Origin of the sequence: Candidatus Halocynthiibacter alkanivorans (assembly GCF_003333265.1) — a bacterium.
Taxonomy (GTDB): Bacteria; Pseudomonadota; Alphaproteobacteria; order Rhodobacterales; family Rhodobacteraceae; genus Halocyntiibacter_A; species Halocyntiibacter_A alkanivorans.
This window is the reverse complement of sequence record NZ_QOLB01000112.1, coordinates 68,113-80,583: the sequence shown is the minus strand read 5'-3', so window position 1 is coordinate 80,583 and position 12,471 is coordinate 68,113. Positions and strand designations below refer to the sequence as shown.

The 12,471-nt window shown below is 61.9% G+C and carries 10 protein-coding genes; 7 read left to right on the top strand and 3 right to left on the bottom strand.

All coding sequences use genetic code 11. The features are described 5' to 3' along the window. The first annotated feature begins 21 nt into the window (after nucleotides 1-21). Genes trxA through DWA01_RS13585 form a run of 3 tightly spaced genes read left to right on the top strand, consistent with a single transcriptional unit; the run spans nucleotide 22 to nucleotide 1,795 of the window. A complete protein-coding gene (gene trxA, locus DWA01_RS13595; protein ID WP_114286360.1) occupies nucleotides 22-927 on the top strand; it encodes a thioredoxin in 906 nt (301 codons plus the stop codon). A 26-nt stretch (nucleotides 928-953) separates the two neighbouring features. Continuing rightward, the gene (locus DWA01_RS13590) at nucleotides 954-1,598 is read left to right on the top strand and encodes an LON peptidase substrate-binding domain-containing protein (RefSeq protein WP_114286359.1); all 645 of its coding nucleotides are present in this window, start codon (nucleotides 954-956) and stop codon (nucleotides 1,596-1,598) included. Further along, nucleotides 1,595-1,795, top strand: coding sequence for a Trm112 family protein (locus tag DWA01_RS13585; RefSeq protein WP_114286358.1), 201 nt, complete (start codon nucleotides 1,595-1,597; stop codon nucleotides 1,793-1,795). The genes DWA01_RS13590 and DWA01_RS13585 overlap by 4 nt, the downstream gene beginning before the upstream one ends. Before the next feature lie 887 nt (nucleotides 1,796-2,682). Here the strand turns inward: DWA01_RS13585 and DWA01_RS13580 are convergent. Next, nucleotides 2,683-3,906, bottom strand: coding sequence for an FAD-dependent monooxygenase (locus tag DWA01_RS13580; RefSeq protein WP_235008552.1), 1,224 nt, complete (start codon nucleotides 3,904-3,906; stop codon nucleotides 2,683-2,685). 85 nt (nucleotides 3,907-3,991) lie between these two features. On the opposite strand from DWA01_RS13580, the gene DWA01_RS13575 reads away from it, so the two are divergent. From DWA01_RS13575 to DWA01_RS13560, 4 genes are all read left to right on the top strand, one after another. Continuing rightward, nucleotides 3,992-5,302: an amidase gene (locus DWA01_RS13575; protein WP_114286356.1), complete on the top strand. Its 1,311-nt coding sequence runs from the start codon at nucleotides 3,992-3,994 to the stop codon at nucleotides 5,300-5,302. Nucleotides 5,303-5,433: 131 nt separating this feature from the next. Then, nucleotides 5,434-6,621 carry an aminotransferase class I/II-fold pyridoxal phosphate-dependent enzyme gene (locus DWA01_RS13570; RefSeq protein ID WP_114286355.1) on the top strand — a complete coding sequence of 396 codons (1,188 nt, stop codon included), beginning with the start codon at nucleotides 5,434-5,436 and terminating at the stop codon, nucleotides 6,619-6,621. A 3-nt stretch (nucleotides 6,622-6,624) separates the two neighbouring features. After that, complete coding sequence (locus DWA01_RS13565) at nucleotides 6,625-9,801, top strand: DNA translocase FtsK (protein ID WP_114286354.1); 3,177 nt, start codon at nucleotides 6,625-6,627, stop codon at nucleotides 9,799-9,801. 79 nt (nucleotides 9,802-9,880) lie between these two features. Beyond that, nucleotides 9,881-10,507: a LolA family protein gene (locus DWA01_RS13560; RefSeq protein WP_114286353.1), complete on the top strand. Its 627-nt coding sequence runs from the start codon at nucleotides 9,881-9,883 to the stop codon at nucleotides 10,505-10,507. A gap of 359 nt (nucleotides 10,508-10,866) precedes the next feature. Here DWA01_RS13560 and DWA01_RS13555 read toward each other — a convergent pair whose 3' ends face one another. Both DWA01_RS13555 and DWA01_RS13550 read right to left on the bottom strand, forming a co-directional pair. After that, on the bottom strand, nucleotides 10,867-11,451 hold the full coding sequence (locus DWA01_RS13555) for a transglycosylase SLT domain-containing protein (RefSeq protein WP_114286352.1): 585 nt from the start codon (nucleotides 11,449-11,451) through the stop codon (nucleotides 10,867-10,869). 85 nt (nucleotides 11,452-11,536) lie between these two features. Beyond that, a complete protein-coding gene (locus tag DWA01_RS13550) occupies nucleotides 11,537-12,418 on the bottom strand; it encodes an AEC family transporter (RefSeq protein WP_114286393.1) in 882 nt (293 codons plus the stop codon). Nucleotides 12,419-12,471 lie beyond the last annotated feature (53 nt).

Below are 12,471 nucleotides of genomic sequence, written 5' to 3'. Positions count from 1 at the left end.
GAATTCCAAGGAGCCAAGCCAATGCTGGAACTGGGCCAAACCGAGACCGCCCCGGCGGAAGTGCTGATCAAAGACACAGATGAAGCCACATTCATGGTGGATGTGATTGACGCGTCCAAAGAGGGCCCTGTCATTGTTGACTTCTGGGCGCCCTGGTGCGGCCCGTGCAAAACCCTTGGCCCCCAGCTTGAAGCGGCGGTGAGCGCAGCGGGTGGCAAAGTGCGCATGGTGAAAATCAATGTGGACGAAAATCAGGCGATTGCCGGTCAGCTGCGGGTGCAGTCGATCCCGACGGTCTATGTCTTTCACGAAGGCCAGCCGGTGGACGCGTTTCAGGGCGCGCTGCCGCAATCTGAAATCCAGGCATTTGTTGACAAGGCGGCCGCACTTGCGGGGGATGGTGGCCTTGGCGAAGCGGTAGAGATGGCGCTGGAGATGCTGAACACCGGCGCGCTGGATGATGCGGTGCAGATCTTTGAAGCGGTTCTGGAAGAAGAGCCGGAAAACGCTGCCGCTTTTGGCGGTCTGGCTGCGGCCCGTCTGGCCCAGGGTCAGGTGGACGAGGCGGAGGCTTTGCTGAACGGGGCACCACTCTCTATCGCCTCCAGCCCCGAGGTCGAGGCCGCCTTCGCCCAGGTCGCGCTGGCAAAACAGGCGGCAGATGCCGGTCCTGTGGCGGAGCTGCGCGCCGCTGTTGAGGCGGACGGCGCCAATCTGCAGGCCCGCTTTGAACTGGCGCAGGCGCTGCATGCCGAGGGGCAGGTGCAAGAGGCGGTGGACGAGCTCCTGAGCCTGTTTGGCCGCGACCGCGACTGGAACGAGGGCGCCGCCAAAGCGCAGCTGTTCACAATATTTGAGGCGCTGAAGGCCAATGACCCGATTGTGCTCAACGGCCGCCGCCGCCTGTCCTCAATGATATTTGCCTGACGGGGGAAATGCACCAGGTATGGGTTATGATTCCACACACTGATTTGCCAAAAACCATTCCGGTGTTTCCTTTGCCCGGGGCGCTTTTGCTGCCCCGCTCCCGGCTGCCACTGCATATCTTTGAGCCGCGCTACCTGCTGATGCTGGAGGATACGCTGAAAACCTCCCACCGGCTGATTGGCATGATCCAGCCCTGCATCGGACCGGAAGGCACGCCCGCCCGGCTGCATTCGATCGGCTGCGCCGGCCGGGTCACCGGGTTTTCGGAAACCGAAGACGGGCGTTATATGGTGACGCTGTCCGGCGTTTCGCGCTTTCGCATTGCCGCCGAGCTGGAAGGGTTCTGCCCCTACCGGCGCTGCGATGTGCACTGGCGCGGTTTTGAGCGCGACACCGGGCCGGCGGACCATGATGCTGAGATGGACCGCGACGGGTTCATGCGCCTGTTGCAGCGCTATTTTGAAAGCGAAGAGCTGCAGACCGACTGGGAAAGCCTGCACGGGGCAGAAGACGAACTCCTGATCAATTCCCTGTCGATGCTTTGCCCCTTTGGGAGCGAAGACAAACAGGCGCTGCTGGAAGCGCCGACACTGACCAACAGACGTGAAACCCTGTCCACCCTGCTGGAGTTTTCTCTGCGCGGTGGCCAGCAAGAGGAAATGATGCAATGAGCAATGACACGGTCGATAATGCACCGGTCTACGACCGCAAAATGCTGGAAGCCCTGGTCTGCCCTCACACCCAGGGCACGCTGAGATACGACGCGGAGCGCCAGGAACTGGTCTCGCCGGGGGCGAAGCTGGCCTATCCCATCCGCAACGGCATTCCGGTGATGTTGGTGGATGAAGCGCGTCGGCTGGAGGAGTGATCCGGTCTGTGCCGGTCAGAAGGGTTGTTGACTGAGGCCTGGGCAGGACGACTGAATTAAAATTCAGTCTCGCATGCTGCGGGCGGGCCCGTGACGATGGTGCGGTGGCGGTGAGAAGGACATCCCAAATGAGAGCGACGGCGCAGCGGTATGGGCATGTGGCGCAGGCCCTGCCGTTCAGCAGGCTGGTTTTGTATAGGCTGTTCCGGCTCGTCCCGCACAAGCCGCCCGCTCCGGTTTCCGAACGGCTTGCTGATGAGAACCCTTGAATTCTCCGGCAGGTCTGACCCGTCGGTACAGGTAATACCTGCGGAATCTAACGCTGTTTTAGCTTCAAACCCGATGGGCCGCGAAAAGCCGCAGGCGCTTTTGTTGCCAGGCGGAAGGGTGTTTCAGCTCCAGAATGTACGGGACCTCACCGCGCTTAAACCAGGGACTTCCCCGGCGGACGAGCGCTGCGGGCTTTGAACATGGGGCAGGCCCTGGCTCGTGAAAGTGTATGACTGCGGCCTATCAGCCCGCAGGCATTTTCAGGTGACTGTGTGCAGCGCTTCAATCATCCGGTGGCGCTTAGTTTTACATGCGGGCACACGCTGTCAGGCGGGGGCGGGCATGGGGCGGACCGTCGCGCAACTGTTAGGTCGCAAAGGGTGCCCGTGCCGGGGCGCGATGGCGCGGCCAGGATTTCACCAAATGACGGTAGTGGCGTCCGGGCGGCGCACTTTCCGAGGCGTCAGCCGAGGCGCGGCACAACGCTTTGGCCGCGCCATCTCTGATGGGGCCCAAAGGGGCGGGAGCCTCTGCACCCCGGGTCACGGCGTGGCTGCGGTTGCGGGCTTACGGGGTGGGCGCTCGCTGTGGCACTGCGGTCGGGCGTAGTGCCACAGTTACACCGGGCGCCCGGTCAGCAGGCGCGGCAGCTCTCCACTCAGCCCGGCGGCTTCGCGGATGGCGCCACGCCGCAGCCCCGGCACTGCATTGACCAGCCCCATGCCAAGATCGCGTCCCAGACGCAGGATCGGATTGTCGTTGGAAAACAGCCGGTTGAACGCGTCGGTCGCCAGCGCCAGCGAGGCGGTGTCAAACCGGCGCCAGGACTGATAGCGCTCCAGCACATCAATACGGCCAAAGTCTTCACCACGCCGCATAGCGTCGACAAGCACCTGTGCCAGCGCCGCCACATCCTTCAGCCCGGCGTTTAACCCCTGGCCGGCGATCGGGTGCATGCCATGGGCCGCATCGCCCACCAGCGCCAGGCGCGGTGCCACAAACGCGTAGGCAAGTGTAAGCGCCAGCGGATAGGTAAAGCGTTGCCCTGCCAGCGAAATATCACCCAGAAACGTGCCAAATCTGGGGCGCAGAACCGCGAGGTAATCTTCATCAGCCAGCGCCTGAATGCGCGCGGCGTTGGCGGCGCTTTCAGTCCAGACGATGGAGGCGCGGTTGCCCGGCAATGGCAGGATCGCCAGCGGGCCGGAGGGCATGAAATACTGGTGCGCCACACCGTGATGAGGCTTTTCATGGGCGATGGCGCAGACCAGCGCGGTCTGTTCATAACCCCAGCCGGTGCGTTTGATCCCGGCGCGTTCTGCGGTGCCGGAACTGCGGCCGTCGCAGCCGGTCAGCACCCGCGCCGACAGGACTTTTCCCGAGGCCAGAATCACCCGGGCACCGAATTCGTCAATCTCCTGATCCACCACCGTGTCGTTGATCTGAGTGATATTCGCATGCGCGTCCATCGCCGCCAGAAAAGCCCGGCGCAAGTGGCGGTCCTCCAGCATATAGCCCATCGGGCCTTCTTCGATTTCGCTGTGGTCAAATTCCAGCATAAAAGGCGAGGGCGCTTCGCCAACCCGTCCGTCGGTGACTTTAACCTCGAGAATCGGTTCGGCCTTCTGCGCAACCGCGGTCCAGACGCCGATCGCCGACAGCAGCCGCATCGAGGACAGCGCCAGCGCATAGCCACGACCGTCAAAGTCGCGTTCAATCAGCGTTGCGGTGTCGAGCCGGTCGATCACCGTCACAGAAAGCCCCGCATCCGCCAGCGCCAGCGCCAGCGCCGGGCCGTTCAAACCGCCACCCACAATCAGAATTTCACTATCATATGCCATGGCTCTCAATATGGCTGCGGATGTGGGATTGTCCATGCGTTGCCATGTCGCTACCGTCACCGCGATGTAAAAAGGGGACAGGCAGATGGGCAATCCGTATTCGGGCAAAAGCATGGGTGATCTCGGGCGCGGTATCGCGGCAGGGGAGATCGATCCGGTGGCACTGACGGAGGCGTATCTGCAGGCCGCGTCAGAGCACCCGATGCGGGATCGGATCTATGCGCGGCTCACCGTGGATCGCGCCATGGCTGAAGCAGAGGCCGCCGCCAGGCGGGCGCAGGCCGGGCAACGGCTGTCACCGCTGGACGGGGTACCTGTGTCGTGGAAAGACCTGTTTGATACCGCCGGCACGGCGACGGAGGCTGGCTCTGCCTTGCTGGCGGGCCGGGTGCCGGAGCGCGACGCGGACGTGCTGCGCAATGCCACCGCCGCCGGTCTGATCTGCCTGGGCAAAACCCATATGTCGGAACTGGCGTTTTCCGGCCTTGGCCTCAATCCCGTCACTGCCACGCCCCCCTGTGTGAACAATGCGGACGCGGTTTCCGGCGGCTCTTCGTCCGGCGCAGCGGGCTCGATCGCATTTGGCCTGGCGCCAGGCGCCATCGGCTCGGACACCGGCGGCTCTGTGCGCATTCCGGCGGCGTGGAACGATCTGGTCGGGCTGAAAACCACCTCCGGGCGGCTGCCCCTTAAAGGCGTGGTGCCCCTGTGCGAAAGCTTTGACACCGTCGGCCCCCTGACGCGCACGGTCGAAGATGCCGCGCTTCTGCTTTCAGCCCTTGAAGGCAAGCCCGCGCCCGATCTGCGTGGCGCGACCCTGCAGGGCAAACGTTTTCTGGTGCTGGAAACCGTGGCAATGGAGGGGCTGCGCGACGCGCCCCGGGACGCGTTTACCAGCGCGCTGAGCCGGCTGCGGGCGGCGGGCGCAGTGATTGACAGTGCTGAAATCCCGGCGGTGGCGGTGCTGTTCACCGCTGAGGCCTATGCCCAGTGGCGCGACACCATTGAGGTGGCGCCGGAGAAAATGTTTGACCAGATCCTCGCGCGTTTCCGCTCCGGCGCGGAGTTTTCCGCGGTGGATTATGTCGCGGCCTGGAAAAAGCTGAACCGTCTGCGCGCGGACTATCTGGCGGCGACCGCCGGGTATGACGCGGTGCTGCTGCCCGCCGCACCGATCCTGCCACCCGATCTTGAGCGACTGCTGAGCGACCATGAGTATTACGTGACCGAAAACCTGCTGACCCTGCGCAATACCCGCATCGGCAATCTGCTCGGTCTCTGCGCCCTGACCCTGCCGACCGGTGTGCCGTCCTTCGGGTTGATGCTGCAATTCCCGCCACTGGAGGCGCATCGCCTGCTGCGGCTGGGTGTGGCGGCCGAAGCAGCGCTGGCGTAACGACATAAGAAAACGGAAAATCAGCATTTTTAACGGGCTTTTTCTGGACCCGGAGGCCAAGATGTGACATTTTTGGGGCAATGGGGCGACATGACCCCTCCCGAGGCAGTTAACATACGGATCAGAGGACTATGATTTTCCCGGAGCGGTTTTCGAACCTGCCCACATATGCGTTTCCGCGCCTGCGCGAATTGCTCGATGCTCATGCACCGGGTGGTGATGTTGTGCACATGACCATCGGTGAGCCGCAGCATGATTTCCCCGCCTTTGTGCCGGAAATCATCGCCCGCCACGTGGCGGAGTTCCGGCGCTATCCGGACAACAATGGCATTCCCGAACTGCTGAGCGCGATCACCGGCTGGATCGCGCGGCGCTATGGTGTGACATTGCCCACCAGTCAGGTGATGGCGCTGAACGGCACCCGCGAAGGGTTGTATAACGCTGCGATGGCGCTCTGCCCTGAGCAAAAAGCCGGTGCAAAGCCGCTGGTGCTGATGCCCAACCCGTTTTACCAGGTCTATGCGGTGGCGGCGCTTTCTGTCGCTGCGGATCCGGTCTACGTGGCCGCTACGGCTGAAACCGGCTTCATGCCCGATTTTGCCGGACTGCCCGAAGAGGTGCTGCAACGCACCGCGATCACCTATATCTGTTCGCCTGCCAACCCGCAGGGCACGGTCGCCAGCCGCGACTACTGGCGCGATCTGCTGGCGCTGGCCGAAAAACATGATTTCCAGATCTTCGCCGATGAATGTTATTCCGAGATCTACCGCGACGCTGCTCCCATTGGCATTCTGACCGTGGCAGCTGAGGTCGGCGCCGACCCGGAACGGGTGGTGTTGTTCAATTCGCTGTCCAAACGCTCCAACCTGGCCGGGCTGCGCTCAGGCCTGGTCGCCGGTGGTCCGAAATCCATCGCCCGGATCCGTCAACTGCGCGCCTTTTCCGGCGCGCCCCTGCCAAAGCCGCTGCAATATGTCGCCGCTGCGGCCTGGGCGGATGAGGATCACGTGGTGGAGAATCGCCGGCTTTACGCCGGGAAATTCGACATCGCCGATGAGATCTTTGCCGGCGTTCCCGGCTATACCAGCCCGCCTGCCGGGTTTTTCCTGTGGCTGCCGGTCAAAGACGGCGAACAGGCGGCAGTCAGGCTGTGGACCGAGACCGGCGTGCGGGTGCTTCCGGGTGCCTATCTCAGCCGGGATGTGAACGGTGAAAATCCGGGCAAAAACTATATCAGGGTCGCGCTTGTGGCCCCAATAAAAGAAACGCAGCGCGCTCTGATCCAGATCCGCGACTGTTTGTACGTGAGGGGCGAGTAAGTCATGGCATCTTATCAGATACGCGGGCGCGACCCGCTTTTGGACAGAAACACCCAGGCGATACTTGAACGGCGTGGCACCGAATTGCTTGGCATTGGCCTGCTGATCCTGGCGCTGCTGATGGCGATGCTGCTGGGCTCTTATACGCCCAATGACCCCAACTGGCTGATGGCCACAGACGCACCGGCGCAAAACTGGTTGGGGCGTTTTGGCGCGATGATTGCCAGCCCGCTGATTTTTATCGTCGGGCTGGCCTCCTGGGGTTTTGTCGCCACCTTTGCGGCCTGGGGGCTGCGGCTGGTGCTCCACCGTGGGGATGAGCGCATCCTGCAGCGCATTGTATTTGCCCCGATCGCCGTGGCGCTGGTTTCGGCCTATGCCGCCAGCCATGCGCCGGGCCCTGCCTGGAGCCATTCGGTCGGTCTTGGCGGCATGTTTGGCAATACGGTGCTGGGCGCTGTGCTGGGCGTGGCGCCATTGCCGGCTGCGATCGGGCTTAAAATCCTCGCGTTTCTGCTGGCGATTGCCTCGGTTGCGCTGTCGCTGTTTGCGCTGGGGTTCACCAAACCAGAGCTGCACCGAATCGGACGTTTTCTGCTGGTGGGCATGGTGCTGCTCTATGATACCGGCTTGCGGCTTATGGGCCGGGCCGCTTCGGGCGCAAGCCAGGGCGCGCAGAATATTGCCAGCCGCCAGGCCGAACGTCATGCTGAACGACGCGACGCCCGCCGTGCCGCCGGGGCAGAGGCCGGCTATGATGATGCGCTGATCTATTCTGATGCTGAGCCGCTGATGGTGCCAGGTCAGGAAGCAGCTCAGGAAACTGCTCAGGAAACAGCACATGCACCAGCCCGGGTTGTACGGGCTGAGTCGCATTACGAACAGGACTGGGCCACGGCCTCTGACAACCATGATCAGGGCGAATTTGTCGAAGAATATGTGGAAGAAGAACGCAAGACCGGTCTGTTTGCCCGCATGCCTTCGCTGCTGAAACGCGCGGCTGAACCCGAAGTGATCGACGCAGGTGATCCGGAAGAGGCCTTTATTGACGCGCCTGACATGGAAGAACCCCACGGCCCGGCCCGTCTGCAGGCCCGGATTTCAGACGTAATCAACAAACGCGTGCGCCGGGGGCCGGCCCTGACCGCCGGTCTGCGCTCAGAGCCGCCGCTGACCAGCATCAAACATCCACGTGGCCCTAAACCTATTGTCATGAGCCGCGAGACCCTTGCTTCCCAGCCCCAGGCGACGGAACTGCAGGCGCAGGGTGGCGACTTCATCCCCGACTCGGCCTACGAGGGGGACACCACCCTGGTGCCCGCAGATTTCACCGGGCGTGATTTCGCAGGTTCGGACGCCTCTGGCCATGAGTTCACAGCACAGGAATTTGCGCCGCAGCACCATATTCAGGAGCCGTTCAACGCGCACGAGGCGCCGGAAAACATGTTCCTGGAGGATGAATTCGATCCCGCCGGCTATGGCGTTGGCAGCGCGCAGCAGCATGATCAGATGCGCCACGCCGCCGTCAACGCCCCCACCAACGCCCCGGTGATCCCGATCGCCGCACCCAAAAAAGTGGTGCAGCACGGCCTGCGCAAAGCCCCTGAGCAATCCCATCAGGCCCGCGCCGAAGCCGAACCGGCGCTGGCGTTTGAAGACGGTGGCGCGGAATACGAATGCCCGCCGCTGTCGCTGCTGGAAAATCCCACCGGCGCCTCCCATCACGTTCTGTCTGACGAGGCGTTGGAAGAAAACGCCCGCATGCTGGAAGCTGTGCTGGATGATTACGGCGTCAAAGGTGAAATCGTCTCGGTGCGCCCCGGCCCGGTTGTCACCATGTATGAGCTGGAACCGGCCCCGGGTCTGAAGGCCAGCCGCGTTATTGGTCTGGCCGATGATATCGCGCGCTCGATGTCGGCGCTCTCAGCCCGTGTCTCCACCGTGCCCGGCCGCTCAGTCATCGGTATTGAGCTGCCCAATGAACACCGCGAAAAAGTCATGCTGCGCGAAATCCTCGCGGCGCGGGACTTTGGTGACAGCAGCATGCAACTGCCGCTGGCGCTGGGCAAAGATATCGGCGGCGATGCTGTCGTGGTCAACCTTGCCAAAATGCCCCACCTGCTGATCGCCGGTACCACCGGCTCCGGTAAGTCTGTGGCGATCAACACCATGATCCTGTCGCTGCTGTACAAACTGTCGCCGGATGAATGCCGCCTGATCATGATTGACCCCAAAATGCTGGAACTGTCGGTCTATGACGGCATCCCGCATCTGCTCTCCCCGGTTGTCACCGACCCGAAAAAGGCCGTCGTGGCGCTGAAATGGGTCGTCGGCGAAATGGAAGACCGTTATCGCAAAATGTCCAAAATGGGCGTGCGCAACATCGACGGTTATAACGGCCGGGTGAAAGAGGCGCTGGCCAGGGGCGAAATGTTCAGCCGCACAGTGCAGACCGGCTTTGATGACGAGACCGGTGATCCGGTGTTTGAAACCGAAGAGCTGCAGCCCAAATCTATCCCCTATATCGTGGTTGTGGTCGACGAGATGGCCGACCTGATGATGGTCGCCGGCAAAGAGATCGAAGCCTGCATTCAGCGTCTGGCCCAGATGGCGCGGGCCTCGGGCATCCACCTGATCATGGCGACGCAGCGTCCCTCTGTGGACGTGATCACCGGCACGATCAAAGCCAACTTCCCGACCCGGATTTCCTTCCAGGTCACCTCGAAAATCGACAGCCGCACCATTCTGGGTGAACAGGGCGCCGAACAGCTGCTGGGCATGGGCGACATGCTGTTCATGGCAGGGGGTGCGAAAATCACCCGTGTGCATGGCCCGTTCTGCTCGGATGAGGAAGTTGAGGAAATCGTCAACTACCTGAAAGCCTATGGCCCGCCTGATTATATCGGTGGCGTGGTCGAAGGCCCGGAAGACGGCCAGGGCGACAGTATCGATGCAGTGCTGGGTCTGGGTGGCAATACCACCGGACAGGACGCGCTGTATGACCAGGCGGTGGCCATCGTTGCCAAAGACCGCAAGTGCTCCACCAGCTACATCCAGCGTAAACTGGCGATCGGTTACAACAAAGCCGCGCGCCTCGTTGAACAGATGGAAGACCAGGGCCTCGTCACCCCGGCCAACCATGTGGGTAAACGCGACATTCTGATCCCGGAACAAGCCTGAGGGGGCTTGCCCCCCGGTGCCGCATAAGTGAGCGGTGCCGGGGGGTGAAATTACCACACACAAAGGCTATCTCAGATCTATGAAACACATTCGTTCTCTGCTGATCGCCCCGCTGTTCTCGCTGGCGCTTATGCTGCCGGTCCAGGCGGCTGAACTCATCCCGCTCAATGAAATTTCGGCCTGGTTCAACAGCTTTAAAACCGCACAGACCCGCTTCACCCAGATCAATGACGACGGCTCGCGCACCGCCGGGCAGTTGCTGATCAAACGCCCGGGCAAGCTGCGCTTTGAATATGATGCGCCCGAAACGGGTCCTGGCGGGGCCCTGGTGATGGCCGGCGGTGGTCAGGTCGCCATCTTTGATCCGGCCTCCACTGAGCCGCCCCAGCGCTTCCCGCTCAGCCAGACCCCGCTCAAGATCATTCTCGCCCGCAACGTCGATCTGGGCGCGACAGACATGGTCGTTGGTCATACGCTGAACGGAGATTTGACGACGGTCACCGCTCAGGATCCCGACAGGCCCGACTACGGCGCCATTCAGCTGATGTTCAGCGAAGATCCGTTGCAGCTGCGTCAATGGATCATCTTTGACGGCGCCGGTGGCCAGACCACGGTGCTGTTTGAACCACTGGAGATGGGCGAACCGCTGTCAAACAGCCTGTTCTATGTCAAAGGCGAAATGACACGGCGCGGTTTCACTGAATAACACCGGGTCGGATAACGCGGGGCCGGGAGCGCCGGACGGGCTGGCGCCGCGCTGATTAACGCAGGCCCAATAGCACCGGACCGGATAGTGCTGGCTGATCAACACAGAGACTAATAAAGTGGAGCCGGATAACATCGGGCTGATCAACGCGGGGCCTGACAACGCCGGGCCGAACTGCGCCGCGTCAAGTAACGCCGGGCCGGGCAACACCGAATACCATCGGGCTGATTGACGCGAGGCGAAAAATGCCGGGCTGTGACCAGGCTGCGACCGGTCCGTCCTGACCTGGTCAGCAGCGCTTTTTGACCTGGCCGTGCCACCCCCGCGCCGCGCCCGGAACTGGTCTCAAACGTGGAGGCTTAGCGGCGCGAGCAACTGGCCAGCTGTGCGCCATAGGTATTGGAGCGCGACTGCACCTCGGAGGCCACACGCTGCAGCCAGCCTTTGCTGCGGTAAGAGCCACGGGCAAAACCGCCACGGCCTTCGTGATATGCGAGGTACTGATTGCGCGCATCCGCTTTGGAAATGCCAAGCCGCTCGTTGGATTCGCTCATATACCAGCCAATGAAATCGGCGGCGTCGTCGATATCATTGCGCTTGGCCCCCCAGGAGCCGGCATCGCTGCGGTATTCGTCCCAGGTGGCATCCAGCGCCTGGCTGTAGCCAAAGGCGGAGCTTTGCCGGCCCATGGGAATCACCCCCAGCAGGAACTTATGCGGCGGCCGCGCATTGCCGATGAATTTGCTTTCCTGATAAATGGTGGCCATCTGCACCGAGACCGGCACGCCCCATTTACGTTCGCTGCGCTGCATCGCTTTCAGATAGGCCGGCCGCTGTTTCACGATGCTGCAGGCGTTGTTCAGATTGCGCGGTGCTGAAAAATTGGCGCTGCCACAGGCCGCGACCAGTACCAGCAAAGCTGTTGCCCGAAGAAATCGTTTCATGCTGCCCGCGCTGCCCTGTGTTATTTTTATTATGCGTCCAGACTAGCCAGAATCAGCGCCGGTGGGAACGGCTAATGCGCGTGTTTCAGATCACAAATGCAAGCAGCAGCGGCAGCGCCAGAACGGACATCATGGTGGAGACGACCACCAGGCCTGCCACCGCCTCCGCGTCGGCGCCGTATTTCTCCGCCAGCAGATAGGATGTGACTGCAACCGGGGTCGCGACCTGCAGCACCAGAACCCCGAACGCCGCACCGGTGAGGCCGAAATACAGCCCGGCACCCCAGGCAACGCCGATGCTCATCACCGTCTTGAGGGCCGACAGCCAGATGGCCGCCCCGAAGCTCGAAGCTTTCAGCCGCGCAATCGCCACCCCGAGGGTGATCAGCAAAAGCGGGATGGTAATCTGGCCGATCATCTCGAGAGAATTGGTCAGAAACCGGGGTGTTTGCCAGCCTTGTGACAGGAACAGAACCCCAAGCCCGGTGGCCCAGACCACCGGTTCTTTGAGCACTTTAAGCGGCGATCCGCCACCGGACACCAGCCAGATACCAAAGGTGAAAGAGCCCACAATCATCACCGCAAATACCGCCAGCGCATAGCCAAGGCCCTCGTCGCCAAACGCGAACAAAGCCAGCGGCAGACCCACATTGCCCGTATTGCCAAAAATCAATGGATTCAAATAGGTAGCCATATTCAGACCCAGGGCTTTGGCGACAATCACAAAGGCAATCGTCAGCAGCGCATAGGCCACAAACGCCGCCAGCGCCACCTCGCTCAGCGCGCTGAGCGGAACCTCGGTCTTCATCAGCGCGGTGAACATCAGCGCCGGCACAGACAATGTCATTGCCAGACGGGTGATGAACTGAATCCGGTATTCAAATCCCAGCTTCACCCATGTAAACCCAACGAGTGCCAGGATGAACACCGGAGCGACGATCTCTAAGATTGTAGAAATAAGGGTCACAGACTGTTTCCTTGAAAATTGGGCGTTCCGCATAGACAGCGCCCCGTCTCCGG